We start from the raw sequence: 19,982 nt of genomic DNA on the forward strand, positions 1-19,982 counted from the left end.
GCGGCAGCGGCAGCGGCAGCGGCAGCGGCAGCGGCAGCGGCAGCGGCAGCGGCAGCGGCAGCGGCAGCGGCAGCGGCAGCGGCGGAAATAGTGGCTGCGGTTGCGGCGGTGGTGCTAACGGTGGTGGATTTGGCGGTGGCTTCGGTGGTGGGTTTGGTGGCGGCTTCGGTGGCGGGTTTGGCGGGGGCTTTGGCGGGGGCTTCGGCAGCGGTCACGGAGGCAAGGGCGGCGGCGGTAATGGTGGTGGCAATGGCGGCGGGAACGGACACTAGCAGGCGTTCGTTCCACAGGTAGGGGGCCCCGCGCCCTACCCGTCGCTCATGACACACTCTGGCATTCCGGCTGCAGCCCGCCGGCATCGGCGGTGATGTCCCGATCCCCCGGTCGAGCGTCACCGCCCGAGACCGGTCGTGTTCGCCAGCGAACAGCGGCAGAGGGAATCCGGCCAGAGCGGCAACCCATCATCTCTCGCGCGCTAGAAAGCAAAACAATCGAGCGCAGCGTGGCGCGACTGGAACCAAACCGTGGCGATTGCCTCATATCAGTTCAACGTTCGATATGAGGGCCCTACAACATGCAACGAAACGTCCCCCACTCCGCAGCGCGCACAGCAGCAGCTGGCCTGCTAATGGCCGCCGCCCTCGGCCTCGCATCGCTCGCTCATGCCCAAACATCGGCGCAACCGCAGCCGCAAACGCTTTCGCAAGCTGCGCCGCCGGTCGATCCGACCTTCTCCGCCTACGCGCTCGCGCAGACCTGCAAGCAGAAAAACGACAATATCGCGCAGGGCCAATGCGTCGGCGCGATTCGCGGCATCATCCACGGCTATCAGTACGGCGTGCTGTTCCTCGGACAGCGCGCATCGCTGCCGGCTAACGAAACGCAACGAGTGTCGCTGTGTCTGCGCAACACGCAGGTGTCGTCGATCGTCGATGAATTCGTCGCCGATGCCGCCCAGGTCAACGAAGATTCGCTCAAGCACACCCCCGCGGAGGTCGCCGTACTAGGTTCCGTGCACATGCATCACGGCTGCAGCTGACGCTGGCACGACGAGTCGAGGCGCCGCAAACGGCCGCCTGCGTTTCGATGACGGCCGCCGCCCGGCTTACAGCATCTCCAGAGGACGCTTGCTGCGCGGTGGTTTGAAGTACGTGTCGATGGCGGCGTGTTCATCGGCGCCCAGTTGCAGTTGCGACGCGCGATGGTTGTCGCGCACATGCTCGATGCGGGCCGCCTTCGGAATCGCGAACACGCCGGGTTGCTGCAATACCCACGCGAGCGCCACCTGAAACACCGAGACGCCGCGCGCGTCGGCAATGTCGTCGAGCGGCGAGCGCTTCGGCAGGCGTGCATGATCGACCGGGCTGTACGCCATCGCCGGCATATGGCGTGCGGCGAGCCACGGCAACAAGTCGAATTCCGGCCCGCGGCGCGCGACGTTGTAGAGAATCTGATTGGTCGCACAAGCTTCGCCACCCGGCGTCGCCACGAGTTCTTCCATATCGTCCGTATCGAAGTTGCTCACGCCCCAATGCCGGATCTTGCCCGCACTGCGCAACGCCTCGAAGCCCTCGACGGTGTCCGCGAGCGGCACCGAGCCGGGCCAGTGCAACAGGTACAGATCGAGCCGATCCGTTTTCAAACGCTTGAGACTCTGTTCGCAGGCCGCGATCACACCGCGCCGGCTGGCGTTATGCGGATACACCTTGCTGACGAGAAACACCTGATCGCGCAGGCCGCTGAGCGCTTCGCCGACGAGCGACTCGGTGGCGCCATCGCCGTACATCTCCGCCGTATCGATCAGCGTCATACCCAATTCGATGCCGCAGCGCAGCGCGGCGATTTCGGCGGCGCGCCGCGCCGGCTGCTCGCCCATCTCCCACGTGCCCTGCCCCAGTTTCGGAATGCGTTCGCCGTCAGGCAAGCTCACGGTGGCGATATCGGTCGTCATGCTTTCTCCTTGAGGTGGCTAACGGTGCGGCGACGCGCGCGCGCCGCTCATTTCAGCGGAAACTTTAGTGACGAGTTTAGCTGTTGAAAGAGCATTGGATCGGCCACCAGGCAAAAGCCCGCTATAACGGAGCGCGCCGATGTCATAGAATTGCCGCTTGCCCTTCTTGCGTGAGCTCCATGACCTCTGCCTCGGAAGACCGCTGGCGCGACCTGCGCCCGGACCCGGAAAACGACACGCCGCTGTATTTGCAACTTGCTCGCAAGCTCGGCAATGCGATTCACGAGAACCGTTGGAACGCTGGCGAGGCGCTGCCGTCGGAGCGCGTGCTATCCGAGGCGCTGGGCGTGTCGCGGATCACGTCGCGCAAGGCGATTGCTTTGCTGGTCGAGCAGGGTTTGATCCGCCGCACTCAGGGTGCTGGGAGTTTCATCACGCCGCGCTATGAAGATCCGCTGTCGCGGCTGTCGAGTTTTAGCGAGATGTTGCGGCGGCGCGGTTTCACGCCGAGCTCCAAGTGGCTATCGCGAGAGATTCTGCCGGCTAACCGGGACGAGGTGATTCAGCTTGGGTTATCGCCTGCGGCGGCTGTGACCAGGCTGCGACGCTTGCGGTTGGCCGACGGCATTGTGATGGCTGTGGAGAATTCCACCTTTCCGGCCGCGATTATTCCTGATCCGCAAGCGATTGGTGACTCTTTATATACGTATCTGGAGAATCGCGGGTTGTCGATCGTCCGCGCGCTGCAGCATTTCCGGGCGGTGAATGCGAGTGAGGAAATCGCGCGGCAGATGAGTATTGCCCCTAACGACGCGTTGTTGTTGATAACCCGCGTCGGTTATACCGCTGATCAGCGGGCGATTGAGTTGACCGATACTTACTGTCGGAACGATTACTATGATTTTGTGGCTGAATTGAGGAAGTAGTTTTTTTGCCTTTAGCGGCGGCATGGTTGTTGTGGCTACGGTGTTGGGTTTTGCTTTTGTTTTTTGTGCCTGCGCGGCGCTTATGTCTGTGTGCCTGCGGCGTTGGCCTTTCCTTGCTTTGTTAGTGGTCTATTAGCGTTCCCCCTGTGCGGGGGGCACCTACTTTTCTTTGCCTGCCGCAAAGAAAAGTAGGCAAAAGAAAGCGGCTCAAACCGCCAGTTCTTAAGCGGGTCCCCTGGCTTGGAGGAGGTAGTGGAACATCTGGAATCGGTGTTCTCGCACACTCCGCGCTGGTGACAAGGCAGTCATGCTTCCGGCGGCGCTGCGCGCGCCGAAGCGGTACTTCATCAAACCGCTGTCCGGCGCGTTGGCGCGCCGTTGCATTGCCCTTCTTCACAGTCGTACCGGCTCTTCGCTCCGCGTGATGGCCTGCACTCGCACATTCGTGCGCTTCGCCGAGGCGAAGCCGATGGCACCCCCCGCGTACAAACGAAGCCACTGGTTTCCCTTGCAGACCGTTCCCGCGAGCCACGCAGTGCGAGGCGGGAGGGATGATGCCGGAGGCGCATACGCCCAATTGATTTTGAGAAGTACCGCTGCGGCGCGCGCAGCGCCGCCGGAAGTATGACTGCCTTGTCACCAGCGCGGAGTGTGCGGGAGCACCGATTCCAGATGCTCCACTACCTCCTCCAAGCCAGGGGACCCGCTTAAGAACTGGCGGTTTGAGCCGCTTTCTTTTGCCTACTTTTCTTTGCGGCCGGCAAAGAAAAGTAGGTGCCCCCCCGCACAGGGGGAACGCTAATAGACCAATAACAAAGCAAGGAAAGGCCAACGCCGCAGGCACACAGACATAAGCGCCACGCAGGCACAAAACAGAACAAGAAAACCCAACGCCGTAGGCAAACAGAAGAATGCCGCCGCCAAAGGCAAAAAAACCTATTCCCATTTAGCCTCATGCGCCCCAACCCTGGCCGGCGGCAGCCCAAAATAAGCTGGCGTCTCCGACAAAACCTCAGCAGGCAAAACACCCAAAACGCTTCCAAACTCCGAATCGACGCGCCCCAGACAGTCGCGCACATCATCGATGGAAACATCATCGATCTTCCACCCATCGGGTAGAACACCAAACGACTGCAGCCACCGCCCAGTCTGCGCAAGCGAAACCTTCACATGCCAACTCCCACCTTCAGCGGCCCGCCGCCCCAGAGCGACCATGGCGCCGAAGGCGGCCAGATACCCGGTAGCATGATCCAGCGCCTGACAAGGCAAATGCTTAGGCTCATCCCACCCCGCTGCCAGGCGTTCAGTAAAAGCAATCCCGCTAGCCGACTGCACGAGGCTATCAAACCCGCGCCGTCCAGCCCAAGGCCCCTCCTCCCCATACGCAGAAACGGAAACATAAACGATCCCCGGCCGCACCCGCGCCAGGTCTGAGGGACCGAATCCCCGCGCTGCCAAAGCCCCCGGCCGATACGCCTGCAAAAACACATCCGCGCCGCCAGCCAAGCCACGCAACGTCTCGCACCCGGCCGCATCCCGCAAGTCCACCACTGCCGAGCGCTTACCCCGTCCGTTATCGATCACCAACGGTGCAATATTCGGCAAATGCGGCCCATTGATCAGTAAAACCTCAGCGCCGTGCTGCGCAAGGGTCCGCCCCGCCACCGGCCCCGCAATGATCCGCGACAAATCCAGCACCCGCACACCGGCCAGCGGCCGATCCGCATCACCCCGTCCGGGCGGCTCAATCGGCGCGTCGCCGATCCGTTCGATCTCGAACAGCGGCAACCCGGCAATTGCTTTCGCCTGCTCGAGCGCGGCCCATTCGTCGGGTGAGCGAATCAACGCGGCGCACAAGCCGGCGTCGGCAAGCGTCTGGTCGAGCGCCGCGCCGTCCCAGCCGCGAATCGCGGCAGCCACCGCGGTTCGATCGTTCGCGCAGCCGAGCACCTTCAGCACGCCTGCGAGGTGGTGCGGAAAATTCGTGTGCAACTGAATCCAGCGGCCGTCGCGGGTCGCGTAAAAACCCGTCACCGGATCGCGCAAGGCGGGTGGCAGACCATCGTCGATGCGCAAATAGCGTTCGCTGCGAAACGACGCCAGCGCGCGCCGCATCTCCACCGCGACGCGTTGCCGGCGACCAGTGCGCAAGCGCCAACATTCGGCCGCAGCAAGGCCGGTCGCGGCGATGCTCGCCGAAGCCAACGTGCCGACTCGATACACCGACGGCAACCCCGGATCGCTGCCGGCAAGCGACACGGATTCGAGCGCGGCCGGGTCGCAGCCGGCGGCATTCCACAAATACGGGAGAGCGAGTTCAGGTGTCATGCCGTTCACGTTGCAGCAGAAAGGAAGTGAACCGAGTCTAGAATTCCGACCCGCCGCAATCAATCTTGATTATGATAATCAACATATATTGATTTCTTCGGTTTCCGCGTTTTTCCATGCCGACTTCGAATTCCCTCACTGCGACCGAAGCCGCCGCCGCGCTCGGCATCAGCGTGCCGACGCTCTATGCCTACGTGAGCCGCGGCATGCTTCGTTCGGTGCCGGACGTTCAAGGCAAGCACCGGCTCTACGATGCCACCGAAGTCCGGCGCCTCGCCAAACGCAAGGAAGACGGCAAGCGCGCCGGCAAGGTCGCGCAGAAGGTGCTGGACTGGGGCGTGCCGGTGCTCGAATCGTCGATCACGCTGGTGGCTGACGGCCGCTTGCTGTATCGCGGACACGACGCGATGGAACTGGCGCGCATCGCATCGCTGGAGGACATCGCCGCGTTGTTGTGGGCGTGCGGCGCAACGCGCATTACCGACGCGCCGCCGGTACCGCTCGCCACCGCGCAATGGGCCGCATGGCTCAAGCTCTGGAGCGACAGCACGCCGCTCGATCGCGCGCTCGTGCTGCTGCCGGCCGCCGCGGCGCAAATGCCGCGGGTCTGGGCGCTCGGCCGCGATGCGCAACTCGATACCGCCTGCGCCGTGATGCGGCTGCTGGCCGCCGCGATGATCTCGGCGGCGCCGTCGAACGAACCGCTTCATCGACAACTGGCTTCTGCGTGGAATGTGCGCAACCGGCAACAGACCGGACTGTTGCGCGCGGCATTAGTAGTCTGCGCGGATCATGAATTGAATGCGTCGACTTTCACGGTTCGCTGCATCACGTCGACGGGCACGCATCTGTTCGGCGCCGTCGCCGGCGGTCTGGCCGCGTTGGCCGGGCCGCGCCACGGCGGTGAGACCGTGCGCATCGCGGCGCTGCTGGATGAAGCGTCGCGCGCGTCCGATCTCGACCGTTATCTGGCGAACCGGCTTGCGCGTCACGAACACGGCGCGCATGGGCCGGTGCTGCCGGGCTTCGGCCATCCGTTGTATCCGGAAGGCGACCCGCGAGCGCGTCTGCTGCTGGACATGCTAGCCGACTGCGCGCCGGCCCGTTCGCCGCTCGGCGAAGTGCATGCGCTCGCGCGCACGGTGCGCGACACGACCGGCGCGGAGCCGACCGTCGACTTCGCGCTCGCCGCCATCGAACGGGTGCTCGGCCTGCCGGCCGGCGCCGCGTTCACGCTGTTCGCGGTCGGCCGGGTGGTCGGCTGGATCGCGCACGCAATGGAACAGACCCGCGACGGCCGGCTGATCCGGCCACGCGCGCGCTACATCGGAGAATATGGGGCGGCAGAGTAAGACGCCGCCCACGTTGCGACACCCGCCCGTTCAAGCCACGCCCAACCAGCGCGGCAGCCGGTTCAACATCGGCAAAGTGCGCGCGGGCATCGCGGCGGACTGCTCCGAGCCGCTAGCCAGCGCGAAGCGCGCGCCCGCCTGGCCCGAACTGACCCATGCCAGCGCGCCGCGCGGCAACTCGAACGATTCGCCGGCGGCCAGCCAGTAATCCTCGGCGTCGCCTTCGACGGTCAGCCAGATTTCGCCCGAAATCACCTTGAAGAGCGACGGATGCGCGACACGCCAGGCCGCCGCAGGCTCGCCATGTTCCAGCTCGAAAATACGGACTTCACGCATTGCCGTTCTCCTTCAAAGAACTTTTGTGTTGTCCCATTATTGGCGTGCGATGATCGGAAACCCATGCACAGTTCCGAACAGTTCTATCGGAACTGTTCAGTCGAAAAACCGGACAGTTGTAACGGTCGCGCTTTGGGACTGCCGGTCCAACCCGGGCGCCGCCGCGGCAGTCCGGCGACCAGGAAAGAACCGCATGAAACTCGAAATCCAACTCGATCGCGACAGCGGCGTGCCGCTCACCGAGCAGATCGTGACGGGCGTCACCGCGTGGATCCGTTCGCGCATCGCGCACCCCGGCTCGAAGCTGCCGTCGATCCGCCAGTTCGCCGCCGATTACGGCGTGAGCCGCTTCCCGGTGATCGAGGCGTACGACCGGCTGGTGTCGCTCGGCTATATCGACTCGCGGCACGGCTCGGGCTTCTATGTGGCCGACCGCCAGCCGGCGGTCACGAGTTGCCAGGGCACGTCGGACCCGCGCCGCGCCGAGGACGAATCCGGGCATATCCTGCAGCAGTTCAACCACCCGGGCGAGACGCTCAAGCTCGGCAGCGGCTTCATTCCCGAAGCCTGGCGCGACATGGACGGCATCGCGCAAGCGATCCGCCACGTGTCGCGCACCGACCCCGCGAGCATGTTCGATTACGCGACCCCGCTCGGCAATCTGACCTTGCGCGAACATCTGCAAAGCCGCATCGGCCATTTGGGGATTCAGGCGGACGCCTCGCAGATTCTGATCACCAACGGCGCGAGCCAGGCGCTCGATCTGCTGATGCGCTACATGCTCAAAGCCGGCGACACGATGTTCGTCGAGGACCCCGGCTACTACAACCTGTACGGCCTGCTGAAGCTGCACGGCGTGACGCTGATCGGCATTCCGCGCACGCGCAACGGTCCCGATCTCGACGTGCTGCAAGCGCAGTTGAAATTGCATCGGCCGAGGTTGTTCTTCATCAACACCGTGTTTCACAATCCGACCGGCACCACGGTCGCGCCGCAGGTTGCGTTCCGGCTGCTGCAACTGGCGCGCGAACACGGTTTCGCGATCATCGAAGACGACATCTACGCCGATTTCCAGACCGACGTCACCGACCGGCTCGCGACCCTCGACCAGCTCGAATACGTGATCTATGTCGGCGGCCTGTCGAAGACGCTGTCGTCGTCGCTGCGGATCGGCTGCGTGGTGGCGAGCCCAGCGATCATCAAGGATCTGGTCGACATCAAGATGCTGACGAGCATCGGCGGCTCACGCTTTGCCGAAGCCGTCGCGGTGTCGATGCTGGAGCGCGGCGCGTACCGCAAATATCTGGAGCGGCTGCGCCGACGCATGCGCGATGCGCTCGGCTCGACCATTCAGACGCTCGAAGACGCCGGCTGGGAACTATTCGAAAAGCCGGTGGGCGGCAAGTTCGTGTGGGCACGCGTGCCGCATATCGACGATGCCGAACGGCTGGTCGAATGCGGTGTGCCGCTCGGCGTAACGGTGGTGCCCGGCAGCTATTTCCGGCCCAACATGGAAGTGAGTCCGTGGACCAGAATTCACGTGGCGTTCGGCAACGAGCCGCGCGCCCAGGCGTTTTTCCACGCCGCGGTTGCGTTGCCGCCGCGCTGACCACCTGCTCGGGGGAACGTGTGCAAAAGCACTCGGCACGCACGCGGTTCGGCCTGCGGCGGCGACGTCCGCGCCGCCCGCTGGCTGCGCCAGCGCGCACTTTTCCCTAGAATAGCGACTCCGCAGCCCGTCCCCACGCGCCTAGCCGCCCTCCATGTCCACGCCGCCCCTGCCCGCCTCCGCCCCTGCTGCCGCCCAGACAGTCGCCCCCTCGGCCCGCTCGCTCACCGTGATGCTGTGGCTCGTCGCCACCGGCTTCTTCATGCAGACGCTCGACTCGACCATCGTCAACACCGCGCTTCCGGCGATGGCGTCGAGTCTCGGCGAGTTGCCGTTGCGCATGCAATCGGTGGTGATCGCCTATTCGCTGACGATGGCGGTGATGATCCCGGTGTCCGGCTGGCTCGCCGACAAATTCGGCACACGGCTCGTGTTCTTCAGCGCGGTCCTCGTGTTCGCGGTCGGCTCCCTGCTGTGCGCGAACGCGCACACCTTGAATCAACTGGTGGTCTTCCGCGTCGTGCAGGGCGTGGGCGGAGCAATGCTGCTGCCGGTCGGGCGGCTCGCAGTGCTGCGCACCTTTCCGGCGGAACGCTACCTGCCGGCTTTGTCGTTCGTCGCGATTCCGGGGCTGATCGGGCCGCTGATCGGACCGACGCTCGGCGGCTGGCTCGTGAAGATCGCGTCATGGCACTGGATCTTTCTGATCAACGTGCCGGTGGGCATCATCGGCTGCATTGCGACATTCATCTTCATGCCGGATAGCCGCAATGCGCATACCGGCAAGTTCGATTTGAAGGGCTATCTGCTGCTGATCGTCGGCATGGTGGCGATTTCGTTCGCGCTCGACGGCCGTACCGAGTTCGGCATCCAGCATGCGACTGTGCTGGTGCTGCTGATCCTGAGCCTCGCGTGCTTTGTCGCCTACGGCTTGCATGCCGTGCGCGAGCCCGCGCCGATTTTCTCGCTCGATCTGTTCAGGATCCATACTTTCAGCGTCGGCCTGCTGGGCAATCTGTTCGCGCGGATCGGCAGCGGCGCGATGCCCTATCTGATCCCTCTGCTATTGCAGGTGAGTCTCGGCTATAGCGCATTCGAAGCCGGCATGATGATGCTGCCGGTGGCGGCGGCCGGCATGGCGTCCAAGCGCCTCGTCACCAGGCTGATCATCAGGTACAGCTATCGACGCGTCCTGATCGTCAACACGGTGCTGGTGGGCTTGACCATGGCGAGCTTCGCGCTCACCAGCGCCGGCCAGCCGCTGTGGCTGCGGCTCGTGCAACTGGCATTCTTCGGCGGCGTCAACTCGATGCAATTCACCGCGATGAACACGCTGACGCTGAAAGACCTCGGCACCGGCGGTGCGAGTAGCGGCAACAGCCTGTTCTCGCTCGTTCAGATGCTGTCGATGAGCCTCGGCGTGACGGTGGCCGGCGCGTTGCTCGCGACCTTCACCGGCCTGCTGCCGCGCGTGACGGCGGCCAACTCGCTGCCCGCGTTTCATGCGACCTTCCTGTGTGTCGGCATCATTACGGCAGGCGCCTCGTGGATCTTCGCGCAACTGGCGCCGGACATCCGCACGCCCGCGAACAAAACCGATCCTTCGGAGCGGACCTGACGGCGACTCGGTGGGCAGCTAGTGGGCCGCTCAATGAGCAGCTCAGCCGGCTGTCTGGCGAGCGAAGTGACGGGCGAAGCAACAGGTGACTTGCGCGGGAACATGCACGCACTCACGTGCGAATTCATCTGCGAACTGCCTCCGCCGCCGACCCGCGACGGGGCGTAAGCCGCACCAGCGAAGTGCGAATAATCGCCCGCGCACCCTCGCTGGCGCACGATCGTCAGCACTGAGGAGCCCCATAGCACATACGGCGCGCTTTCCGCTCGCGCATAGTTCTTGCTCGGCTTTCCTATAAACTCACACTTTGCGCGTGCGGACTCGCGTCGAACATGCCGAGCACGCCGCCACTTCCAGACGACTGACATGATGAGCATGATCGAACTCGATCCTCCCGGCTACCAGCCGCCGCGGCCGATGGCCGGCGACGAAGGCTCCAGGCGCACCGTGTTATACGGCGGCTACACCGTTTTCAGCGTGTTCCAGCCGGTTTTCTCGGTGTCGCACCGGCGTGCGATCGGTTATCACGCTTCGCTGCGCGCGCACGACGAGCATGCGCTGCAGGTGCCGTCTCACGAAGTTTTCACGCAAGCCGCGCGGCGCGGCGACCTGCTCGAGCTCGGGCGGCTCGCCGAATCGCTGCATCTGGGCAACTTCAACGCCTTCGACAGTCACGATGAATGGCTTTTCCTGAGCCTGCACCCGGCGGCGCTGATGGACACCAGCTATGGCGACGCCTTGCTCGCCGGCCTCAAGGCGCTGGGCCTGCCGCCGCAACGCGTGGTGCTGGAAGTGTCCGAACAGGCCGGCGGCGAAACCACCCGTTTTGCCGACATCATCGACGCGCTGCGCAAGTCCGGCTTCCTGATCGCGCTCGACGGTTTCGGCGCGAAGCATTCGAACATCGATCGCGTGTGGAATCTGCGGCCCGACATCGTCACGCTCGACCGCTGCATCCTCGCGCAAGCCAGCGAACACTCGCATATCGAACGCGTGCTGCCGGGGCTGGTCTCGCTGCTGCACGAATCCGGGCAACTGGTGCTGATGGGCGGCCTGACCACCGAGCGCGACGCGCTGATCGCGCTCGAATGCAACGTCGATTTCGTGCAGGGCGCGTATTTCGCCGGCCCGAGCGTCGAGCCGGTCAAGCCACAGGTCGCGGCCGGTTTGATGGACGCCCTCTCCGCGGCGCTGCGCGAACGGGTTGCCGCCCGAGAACGTGCACAATCCGCCCGGCTCGCACCGTACGTCACGGCACTTGAAACCGCGAGCGCGCAGTTGGTGGCCGGCGAATCGGTCACCAGGGCAACGGCGCCGCTACTCGCGCTCGGCGAGACGGCACGCTGCTTCGTACTCGACGGTTCAGGCCGCCAGATCGGCGACAACGTGTTGCCGCCGAGGCGCGCCTCGCAACGCGCCAAGCGCTTCCGGCCGCTGCTGCATTCCGAAGGCGCGAGCTGGGAGCGCCGCCCGTACTTCATTCAGGCGATGCGCACGCCCGGCCATGTGCATCTCACCCCACCCTATCTGTCGATCAACGAAGCGCACCTGTGCGTGACCGCTTCGATCGCCGCGCATACGCCGCACAGCACCCAGGTGCTATGCGTCGACATCAACTGGGAAGTAGCGGCGCATCGCAATTGAGGTCCGCCGGATGCGCTCGAGCAAGCGCGCGACAGCGGTGCGGCCCAGCACGCGATTGACGGACTGCAAACGCGCCGCGCTGGTCACGGCGCGCAACGAGACGATCCTGGTTGCGCCGTCCGTCGACACGTCGATCACCCCGACCACCTCGCCTTCGAAGAGCAGCGCGATACCCAGTGCCCCTTCGATCGACACCACCTCGGCATGGCTCGCCCGCTGCGCGAGCGATGCCAGCTGGTCCACCCAGCCCGACACCGCCGGTTCCCGCGTGCACACCGGCGCATCGCTGACGACTTCCGGCGCATCGCTGAAGAGGTGCAGCAAGCCGGCCCGATCCTGCGCCTCCAGCGCCGTACGCAGGCGCTCCACGATCCGCGCATGCGCGGCAGGATCGGGCCGTTCCAGCGGCGCGCCCGCGCGCTGCAGACGCGCCCTGGCCCGATGGACCATCTGCCGGCAATTGGCCGGCGTGCGTTCGAGGGTTTTCGCGATCTCCGCATAGTCGCAATCGAAGGCTTCGTGCAGCACGAACGCCGCCCGCTCGTCGGGCTTCAGACGCTCGAGCAGCAGCATCACACCGTACGACATCTCCGCCGCACGCAACGCCAGTTCTTCCGCGGACGGCGCGAACTCGTCGAGCCACGGCTCCGGCAGCCAGCCGGCGGCCTGCGACGCGCGTTCGCGCTGCACCTGCCGCAACCGGTCGATGGCCGCGCGCGTGGTGATCGTGGTGAGCCAGGCGGTCGGGGTCAGCACCGCTTGCGTATCGGCGAGATGCCATTTGAGCCACACGTCCTGCACCACGTCTTCCGCTTCGGCGCGGCTGCCGAGCATCCGGTATGCCAGCGCGAGCAGGCGAGCGCGCACGGCCTCGAAGGCGGATGCCTTGTCGATTCCTTGTTCCGTCATTCGTCGGATCTCCCAGATGGTGCGTGGTGAAAAGCGCTCTCGCCCTGCTTGCCTGCCCGCGCCGTTTTGCGGGTGCGCTGCCAACGGCATCCTTTTACGCTTGACGCTCGAGCACCCGTCGATGTGACAACCCGGCGCAAAAATAAATCTGTCACACCGCCGTGGCCGCCTTCGTCATAGGAACAACAACCGGTGCAGCACGTGCACGGTTTCCCGATCGGCTAACTCCCGCCTACCGCGCCACATCGACGAGGCCCGCATGCATTCCAGCTATCCATCCGTCACCGGCCTCGGCCTCGTGCCCACCGTGATCGAGCAGTCCGGCCGCGGCGAGCGCGCGTACGACATCTATTCCCGCCTGCTACGCGAACGCATTGTGTTCCTGGTCGGCCCGGTGAACGAACAGTCGGCCAGTCTGATCGTCGCGCAGCTGCTGTTTCTTGAATCCGAGAATCCCGACAAGGATATTTCTTTTTACATCAATTCGCCGGGCGGCTCCGTGTACGACGGCCTCGCGATCTACGACACGATGCAGTTCATCAAGCCGGAAGTGTCGACCCTGTGCACCGGCTTTGCCGCGAGCATGGGCACGTTCTTGCTGAGCGCCGGCCAACGCGGCAAGCGGTACGCGTTGCCGAACGCGCGCATCATGATTCATCAGCCGTCGGGCGGCAGCCAGGGCACCGCCGCGGACATCGAGATTCAGGCCCGGGAGGTGCTGTATCAGCGAAAACGGCTGAACGCAATCATGGCCGAGCGCACGGGGCGCACGATCGAGGAGGTCGAGCGCGACACCGACCGATCGCGGTAGGAATGCCCATTACTGGGCACCCCCCGCACAGATCCCGGCGTGCCCAATTCGGGCACCGGGCTCCTACCTCGGGTGTTTGACGGCAAATCGCTCGCTTGGCCAAGGATGAAGAATTCGAGGGCGCGGGAGCCAGGCATTGGCGATCCGCGACATTCGCTCCCACGTCATGGCATCCTTCTGGCTGCGTCGCCGGAGCGTGCGCCGCCAAAGATTGGTGACGTGGTATCGAAATGCAGCGAGTGCGCGCGAATTGGTGGGCACCGCGTGGTACGCGAAGTACCCGCGAACCACCTGCCGCAGCCATTGCCCTTGCACTGGAATCGGTTCATGCATGCGCCTCCGAAGTTCCTCCTTGATCTGCCTGAGTTTCGCCCGCATGCGATCCCCTCGGGTCTTCCTCTGTAGCTGGAAGGCACCACGACGAGACCGCCCACAGATAAAGATGAAACCCAGGAAGGTGAAGGTCTCCGGCCGGCCAAGGCCGTATCGCTTTCGTCTGCCCGCTGCATTGCGGCCAAACTCCAGCAGCCTCGTCTTGTCCGGATGCAGCGCAAGCGAGAACTCTTCCAGCCTCGCTCGCATCGCGTCCCAGAAGCGCCGCGCGTCGTCTTCGTGCTGGAAGCCGACCACGATATCATCCGCGTACCGAAGGATGATCACGTTGCCTTTGGCTTCCTTTCTTCGCCAACGATTAGCCCAGAGATCGAAAACGTAGTGCAGGTACACATTCGCGAACAGTGGTGAAGCCACCGCTCCCTGGGGTGTACCGGTCTCACTAACGCTCAGCTCCCCATCTTCCAGTACGCCCGCCTTGAGCCACTTGCGCACAAGGCGGATGATGCGCTGGTCGCCGATCCGATGCTCCATGAAACGGACTAGCCAATCCTGGCTAACCGAGTCGAAAAAGCCCCGGATATCCGCGTCCAGGATCCAGTTCACCGGGGTGCTGGTGATCGCCGTCGCTAACGCATCCAGCGCATCGTGCTGACTGCGTCCGGGCCGGAACCCGTACGAGAATCCGAGGAAATCAGCCTCGTAAATCGCATTCAGCACTTTGACCACCGCGCGCTGGACGATCTTGTCTTCCAGCGCGGCAATCCCCAGCGGACGCTGCTTGCCGTCCGGCTTGGGTATGTACTGCCGCCGAACGGGCAGTGCCCGATACGCTCCGCTCTGTACTTGCGTGTGCAGACGCTGGAGATGTTCTTCCAGTCCTGCTTCGTAGTACCGCCACGTCACACCGTCCACCCCGGGCGCCGCATTGCGTTTGAGCGCAAGAAACGACTCCCGAAGGCGATCGATCGTGACATGGTGCAGAAGCGCGGTGAACCGCTCCTTCTTCCGCTGCCTTGCAGCTTGCCGTACACGTTCCAGCGCCTGTGGCACGCTTGCCCGGTTCTGCGCCCGGCACGTGTGCGACTGGTCCGTGTTCCCCTTGGTCCCCGCCCTTGGCTCCACCCACTCCGCAGCCAGTTTCCCGGCGTTGTTCGCAGGCTTCTTCGCTACTATGGCGGAGTCTGACTTCTCCCGTCCGTTCATCATCGGCTACGGCTCCTCGCCTTCCCGATGCGGACCCGTCCCTGCTGCGACAGGCCAGACTGGAGATCTCCCGGTTCCCGAACAAGGAGCGTGCGTGCGTGCCAGGGTCTCCGACCACGCCGAGCCGACGGAGTGCTCGCATTATCGCGCTCCGTCATGTTGCCTTCCGCAATGTCAACGGCGTCGGCGCTCGGGACAATTAAACTATCGCGGCTCAATGGCTGGCCCGCACGTACCCCTGCCAACGCTTCGCCGCATGTCTCGCGACATACTGCGCATGACTCGGGGACAACGTGGTTTGCTAGACCTTCGTTGTTAGAGACTTCCACTCTTTACTCCTTGCCGGTCTCCCGGCGCACTGACAACTTCATGTCGGCGCCCGATGCAAAGGCCTATGGGCTGATCGACGACGTGCTCGAAACGCGCGCAGCGTTAAGCGGCGCGCCCAGTCACCACAACTGGTAGCAAGGCAGAACGCCGCCCGCCCTGTTCCTCAAGCGCCCGCACGGCTCGCGCAGCGGACACAAAGCCCTCGATTCCGAAGGCTTTGTGCTTCCGGCATCGGTGCGCGCCGTACACAAAAGCTGATCACCTTCGCAGGAATCGCTATCATGGTCGCGATTCGTCGAGTTTGACGATCGCTTCAATGGAGATATACATGGCGTCATCCAATGAAACCGTCAGCATGGCGCTATTCTGCGACTTCGAAAACGTTGCGCTCGGCGTGCGCGACGCGAAGTACGACAAGTTCGACATCAAGCTGGTGCTCGAGCGTCTGCTGCTCAAAGGCAGCATTGTCGTGAAGAAAGCGTATTGCGACTGGGACCGCTACAAGAGTTTCAAAGGCGCGATGCACGAGGCCAATTTCGAGTTGATCGAAATTCCGCACGTGCGCCAATCGGGCAAGAATTCGGCCGATATCCGGCTCGTGGTCGACGCGCTCGACCTCTGCTACACCAAATCGCACGTCAATACCTTCGTCATCATCAGCGGCGACTCGGACTTTTCGCCACTGGTGTCGAAGCTGCGTGAGAACGCCAAGCAGGTGATCGGCGTCGGCGTTCAGCAATCCACTTCCGACCTGTTGATCGCAAACTGCGACGAGTTTTTCTTTTACGACGACCTCGTGCGCGAAAGTCAGCGCGCGGTGGCCAAACGCGAGTCGTCGCGCCCGCAGCAGACCGCCCAGCCGACGGCCAAACGCGCGCCGGACGAAGAAAAGAGCCGCAGCAAGGAGGACCTCGAAAAGCGTCGCACCAAAGCGATCGAAATCGCCGTGCAAACGTTCGATGCGCTTGCTTCCGAGCGCGGCGACAGCGGCAAGATCTGGGCCTCGGTGCTGAAGAACGCGATCAAGCGCCGCAAGCCGGATTTCAACGAGACGTACTACGGTTTTCGCGCGTTCGGCAATCTGCTCGAAGAGGCTCACGCTCGTGGACTGCTCGAATTTGGCCGCGATGAAAAGTCGGGTGCCTATGTTTATCGTGGCACGGCGGCGAACGTGACCGGCGAAAGCGCGAGCGAGCAAGCCGAACAGGCGGAACCGGCGGAACAGATGTATGAAGCGCAGGTGACGGAAACGGTACTCGCGGAGTCCGGCGGCAAACATGAGTCTCGCCGTAGAGGAGGACGCGGGAATCGCAAGGGGTCACGTGGCCAGCATGAAGTCATCCGCGACGAGCACGCGTCTGTCGAACACGACCGCGACACGGAAGTGCAAGCTGAAACGGACGTGCCAGCGCCGGCGGTCAGCGAGCCCGTTCCGGAACCGCGGAAACATACGTGGATAGAACCGGAAACCTTCGCCGCAGAACCGGTTGCCGTCGTCGAAGAAGAGGGCCGGGAGGAAGCGAGCGGCACGCCAGCCAGGCGCCGTAAGGAACGTGCACCGCGCAAGACAGCCGCGAAGAAAACGAAGAAGACCGCACAGCGAACGGCCGCTGACATACCGGAGATCGCGGCGCCGCCTGAAGCACCAGCGCAGCCTGCGCAGGAAGAAGCGCCGGTAGCGGCAAAAAAGGCCGCACGCAAATCCGCGCCGCGCAGCCGCCGCCCGCGCAAAACGGCGGCGACTAGCGACGCGCAGTAGGCGTCTCGTGCGGGCCTCGCATTAGCGGCCCGCACCCTCGCGCGCCGCTGCGAGAATCGGATGCAGTGGGCGCAGCAGCTCGAACGTCTTGTCCGGGCGAGGAAGATGAAAGAACACGCCTGCGATTGAGTATGTGTAGCGATCTCGCGACAGGTATTCAGATATCGGTTCGGCTTCCTTATTAACCTGTCATTCGCCGCCTTTTTGCCTGGTGCATGCGGTGGCCAGGTCAATGACGGCAACAGTTCGGCCGCAATAGTCGCGGCGGTGCCGGCGCCGCCGGACGATCCCGTGTTCGTCGATACGCGCCGGTCCAGACTTCGGTCGCCGCATTCGTCGACAACGCTTTCAGCAATCAGCGAGGCGACGCGCGCTACGCGACGATTGACTCCAGCGCGTTTTTTCAGTTACCGCTCATGCTGCGTTGCAGGAAGAGAAATACGATCTTCTGCTTCGTTGGAATCGAGGACGGACCGAAAACCGCCTGGTTCAATGCCTTCGACGATACTCGGCGCACCGAAAAAAAAGCCCTCGCGACGGAGGGCTTCCAGATCGGCTACGGTGTCCAAAGTCTATTGCGAAACATCTTGCGGCGTTTCCAGACTTTGTTCACGTTTCCAAACTTCATCGTGACGGAATAGACAATCTCACGCGAAATTCTTCTCGGCGAATGCCCAGTTCACGATGTTCCAGTACGCTTCGACGAACTTCGGACGCGCATTGCGATAGTCGATGTAGTACGCGTGTTCCCACACGTCGATCGTCAGCAGGGCCTTGGCGTCCGTGGTCAGCGGCGTAGCAGCGTTGCTCGTCGACACGAGGTCGAGCGAACCGTCAGCCTTCTTCACCAGCCATGCCCAGCCCGAGCCGAACGTGCCGATTGCAGTCTTGGCGAATTCTTCCTTGAACTTGTCGAACGAACCCCACTTGGCGTTGATCGCGTCAGCGAGCGCGCCGCTGGGGGCACCGCCACCTTGCGGCGACAGGCTGTTCCAGAAGAACGTGTGGTTCCACACTTGAGCTGCATTGTTGAAGAGGCCGCCCGATGCTTTCTTGACGATTTCTTCGAGCGACATGTTCTCGAACTCGGTGCCCTTGATCAGATTATTCAGGTTAGTCACATAGGTCTGGTGGTGCTTGCCGTAGTGAAACTCGAGCGTCTCTTCCGACATGTGCGGAGCGAGTGCGTTTTTTGCGAACGGCAGCGGCGGGAGCGTATGTTCCATGGTGCTTTCCTTCTGACTGTATCTGTTTATGGGGAGTCTGCGGATAACGCTGTAGAGCACTGGATTGTAGGCGACTTGGAATAACCCCGCAAACCAACGGACTTTATGCCCGGCATCGGCGAACATGCGGCACTGATGGCGTAATAAGTGCTCGCGCATGCCTTTTGCGAGGTCAAAAGCACAGTGTCGGCGAAGTGTCAGAAACCCTCGGTCAGCCGCGGTTGCACATCGGCAAGTGCAATGTCCGCAGAACCCTCGGCGAGATGCACCGTGAGACGCCGCCCGGGTTTCAACGACGCTGGCGCGCGCACCGCACGGCCGCTCTGCGCATCGAGTACAGCGGCGTACCCACGTTCCAACGTGCGCTGCGGACTCAGTACTTCGAGCCGCGCGGCGAGCGTCGCGATACGAGCGGTCCGACGTTCATGCTGGCGTAACAATGCAGCGTCGAGACGCAGCGTGAGACCCTTCAATTTCGCCTGATGCGCAGCGAGATCGGGACGCCAACGCTGCCAGCGCATCCGCAGCAGCGAAAAACGCGCTCGTGCGTCGCGTACCGGGCGCGTGCCCGCCGACGCGAGCCGCACGCTCAGTTGCTGCAAGTGCGTACGCTGCCTTGAGAGCCGCTCGGCCGGCGACACCAACCGGCGCGCGAGCCAGTCGAGTTGTTGTGCCCGCCGCTCCATCATCCGCCCGAAACCGCGTGCAAGCGTCGCATGCCGGTGATCGAGTTCGCGCAGCAACAAAACGCGCTGCGGACTGACGAATTCGGCGGCGCCGGTCGGCGTCGGCGCGCGCACGTCGGCGGCGAAATCGGCGATGGTGAAATCGGTTTCGTGACCGACGCCACTTACCACCGGCAGCGCGCTTTCCGCAATCGCGCGAGCGAGTACTTCCTCGTTGAACGCCCACAGGTCTTCGATCGAACCGCCGCCGCGGCACACGATCAGCACGTCGACTTCGCGCCGGGCGTTCGCTGTTTCGACCATCGCGGCGAGTTTTGCGCTGACGCCCACACCCTGCACCGGCGCCGGATAAACGATCACCGGAATATGCGGCGCGCGACGGCTCAAGGTGGTCAACACATCGCGCAACGCGGCGGCTTGCAACGACGTCACGATACCGATCGCGCGCGGATGGGCCGGCAACGCGCGCTTGCGCTCAGCGGCAAACAGGCCCTCCGCTTCAAGCTGCGCTTTCAGCCTGAGAAACGCTTCATAGAGACGCCCCTGCCCCGTGCGGCGCACCGCCTCGACATTCAGCTGCAACTCGCCACGCGGCTCGTACATCGTCACCAGCGCGCGCACTTCGATGCGGTCGCCTTCGCGCGGCGTGAACTCGGCGTATTGCGCTCGACCGCGGAACATCACGCAGCGCATCTGCGCCTGCGCGTCCTTGATCGAGAAATACCAATGGCCGCTTGCGGCGCGAGTGAAGTTCGACACTTCGCCGGCCACCCAGACGAGCGGAAACGAGCGTTCGAGCATCGTGCCGATCGCGCGATTGAGCGCGGAAACGGGAACGACGACTTCACCGCCGGGCACGGCCGACGGCGAAAAAGGGCTTTCGGAATTCATGCGAGGAATATGTTTGACTGGCCGGACAGACGATAGACCGAGTGGCCCACCGACGTCCAGCGCAGCG

The 19,982-nt window shown here is 63.6% G+C and carries 15 protein-coding genes and 1 pseudogene; 8 read left to right on the forward strand and 8 right to left on the reverse strand.

Annotation, left to right across the window (positions count from 1 at the left end; translation table 11 throughout):
- A pseudogene (locus SB772_RS14900) lies at positions 1-269 on the reverse strand (hypothetical protein); the annotation flags it as partial.
- A 305-nt stretch (positions 270-574) separates the two neighbouring features.
- Here SB772_RS14900 and SB772_RS14905 point away from each other — a divergent pair.
- Entirely contained in the window at positions 575-1,039 is a 465-nt protein-coding gene (locus SB772_RS14905) for a hypothetical protein (RefSeq protein WP_410834017.1), read from the forward strand.
- A gap of 66 nt (positions 1,040-1,105) precedes the next feature.
- Here SB772_RS14905 and SB772_RS14910 read toward each other — a convergent pair whose 3' ends face one another.
- On the reverse strand, positions 1,106-1,951 hold the full coding sequence (locus tag SB772_RS14910; RefSeq protein WP_410834018.1) for an aldo/keto reductase: 846 nt from the start codon (positions 1,949-1,951) through the stop codon (positions 1,106-1,108).
- A 179-nt stretch (positions 1,952-2,130) separates the two neighbouring features.
- On the opposite strand from SB772_RS14910, the gene SB772_RS14915 reads away from it, so the two are divergent.
- Positions 2,131-2,877 (forward strand): GntR family transcriptional regulator, encoded by a 747-nt coding sequence (locus SB772_RS14915; protein ID WP_410834314.1) that lies wholly within the window; start codon positions 2,131-2,133, stop codon positions 2,875-2,877.
- A 936-nt stretch (positions 2,878-3,813) separates the two neighbouring features.
- On the opposite strand, the gene SB772_RS14920 is transcribed toward SB772_RS14915, so the two are convergent.
- On the reverse strand, positions 3,814-5,205 hold the full coding sequence (locus SB772_RS14920) for a CoA transferase (RefSeq protein WP_410834019.1): 1,392 nt from the start codon (positions 5,203-5,205) through the stop codon (positions 3,814-3,816).
- 116 nt (positions 5,206-5,321) lie between these two features.
- Here SB772_RS14920 and SB772_RS14925 point away from each other — a divergent pair, with 116 nt between their 5' ends.
- Positions 5,322-6,557 (forward strand): citrate/2-methylcitrate synthase, encoded by a 1,236-nt coding sequence (locus tag SB772_RS14925; RefSeq protein ID WP_410834020.1) that lies wholly within the window; start codon positions 5,322-5,324, stop codon positions 6,555-6,557.
- Positions 6,558-6,587: 30 nt separating this feature from the next.
- On the opposite strand, the gene SB772_RS14930 is transcribed toward SB772_RS14925, so the two are convergent.
- Positions 6,588-6,893 carry a DUF2917 domain-containing protein gene (locus SB772_RS14930; RefSeq protein ID WP_410834021.1) on the reverse strand — a complete coding sequence of 102 codons (306 nt, stop codon included), beginning with the start codon at positions 6,891-6,893 and terminating at the stop codon, positions 6,588-6,590.
- 193 nt (positions 6,894-7,086) lie between these two features.
- On the opposite strand from SB772_RS14930, the gene SB772_RS14935 reads away from it, so the two are divergent.
- The 3 genes from SB772_RS14935 to SB772_RS14945 all read left to right on the forward strand — a co-directional run bounded on the left by SB772_RS14935 (position 7,087) and on the right by SB772_RS14945 (position 11,764).
- Entirely contained in the window at positions 7,087-8,502 is a 1,416-nt protein-coding gene (locus tag SB772_RS14935) for a PLP-dependent aminotransferase family protein (protein ID WP_410834022.1), read from the forward strand.
- A gap of 154 nt (positions 8,503-8,656) precedes the next feature.
- Complete coding sequence (gene mdtD, locus SB772_RS14940) at positions 8,657-10,120, forward strand: multidrug transporter subunit MdtD (protein WP_410834023.1); 1,464 nt, start codon at positions 8,657-8,659, stop codon at positions 10,118-10,120.
- Between the two features lie 369 nt (positions 10,121-10,489).
- Positions 10,490-11,764, forward strand: a complete 1,275-nt coding sequence (locus SB772_RS14945; RefSeq protein WP_410834315.1) for an EAL domain-containing protein — start codon at positions 10,490-10,492, stop codon at positions 11,762-11,764.
- Here the strand turns inward: SB772_RS14945 and SB772_RS14950 are convergent.
- Positions 11,720-12,673, reverse strand: coding sequence for a sigma-70 family RNA polymerase sigma factor (locus tag SB772_RS14950; RefSeq protein WP_410834024.1), 954 nt, complete (start codon positions 12,671-12,673; stop codon positions 11,720-11,722). The two genes, SB772_RS14945 and SB772_RS14950, sit on opposite strands and share 45 nt — an antisense overlap.
- A gap of 259 nt (positions 12,674-12,932) precedes the next feature.
- Between SB772_RS14950 and SB772_RS14955 the strand changes: the two genes are divergently transcribed.
- Complete coding sequence (locus SB772_RS14955; RefSeq protein ID WP_410834025.1) at positions 12,933-13,484, forward strand: ATP-dependent Clp protease proteolytic subunit; 552 nt, start codon at positions 12,933-12,935, stop codon at positions 13,482-13,484.
- Positions 13,485-13,547: 63 nt separating this feature from the next.
- On the opposite strand, the gene ltrA is transcribed toward SB772_RS14955, so the two are convergent.
- On the reverse strand, positions 13,548-15,023 hold the full coding sequence (gene ltrA / locus SB772_RS14960; protein WP_410834316.1) for a group II intron reverse transcriptase/maturase: 1,476 nt from the start codon (positions 15,021-15,023) through the stop codon (positions 13,548-13,550).
- 658 nt (positions 15,024-15,681) lie between these two features.
- On the opposite strand from ltrA, the gene SB772_RS14965 reads away from it, so the two are divergent.
- Positions 15,682-17,112: an NYN domain-containing protein gene (locus SB772_RS14965; protein ID WP_410834026.1), complete on the forward strand. Its 1,431-nt coding sequence runs from the start codon at positions 15,682-15,684 to the stop codon at positions 17,110-17,112.
- Between the two features lie 647 nt (positions 17,113-17,759).
- Here the strand turns inward: SB772_RS14965 and sodB are convergent.
- Complete coding sequence (gene sodB, locus SB772_RS14970; protein ID WP_410834027.1) at positions 17,760-18,338, reverse strand: superoxide dismutase [Fe]; 579 nt, start codon at positions 18,336-18,338, stop codon at positions 17,760-17,762.
- 197 nt (positions 18,339-18,535) lie between these two features.
- Positions 18,536-19,915, reverse strand: coding sequence for an exodeoxyribonuclease VII large subunit (gene xseA / locus SB772_RS14975; protein WP_410834028.1), 1,380 nt, complete (start codon positions 19,913-19,915; stop codon positions 18,536-18,538).
- Positions 19,916-19,982: the final 67 nt, after the last annotated feature.

Origin of the sequence: Paraburkholderia sp. SIMBA_030 (assembly GCF_046535245.1) — a bacterium.
In the GTDB taxonomy this organism is placed as follows: domain Bacteria; phylum Pseudomonadota; class Gammaproteobacteria; order Burkholderiales; family Burkholderiaceae; genus Paraburkholderia.